We start from the raw sequence: 436 nt of genomic DNA on the forward strand, positions 1-436 counted from the left end.
TGTTGTCGGAGCCACGGCCGGCGCGACCACCGGTCAGTTCGCCACCCAGGTAAGCGTCATCAATACGGACATCGCCCTGCAAGGGCTTTGTGGCCTCGCGTTGGCGCATGGCTTCCATGATCTTGTACTTGAGCAGCCAGGCGGCCCGCCACGAGATGCCGAGTTGGCGGCGCAGCGTGAGCGCTGCGATGTTGGTCTTCGACTGCGTGATCAAGTAGATCACCAAGAACCATTTGGTAAAAGGCAGTCGGGAGTGTTCCATCATCGTTCCGGAAATCAGGCTGCTCTGATGTGGGCAATGACCGCACTACCATGTCAGCAGGCCTCCACGGCGGAATTGCGAAGCCGTCCGAGCTTGGCAGCGCGGACAACAGAAACCGTTCGACCAGCGTGCCTGGATGAAAGCGGCTTCGCACTGATCCTCACGCCCATAGTG

The 436-nt window shown here is 59.9% G+C and carries 2 protein-coding genes; both read right to left on the bottom strand.

From position 1 onward, the window contains the following. A partial coding sequence (locus tag IV91_RS16160; RefSeq protein WP_150112512.1) for an IS1595 family transposase occupies positions 1 to 265 on the bottom strand: 265 nt, incomplete at its 3' end. A gap of 42 nt (positions 266 to 307) precedes the next feature. Next, on the bottom strand, positions 308 to 436 hold a 129-nt coding region (locus tag IV91_RS19865; protein ID WP_150112513.1), incomplete at its 5' end, for a transposase.

This window comes from Ferrovum myxofaciens, from assembly GCF_000735045.1.
GTDB classification, from domain to species: Bacteria; Pseudomonadota; Gammaproteobacteria; order Burkholderiales; family Ferrovaceae; genus Ferrovum; species Ferrovum myxofaciens.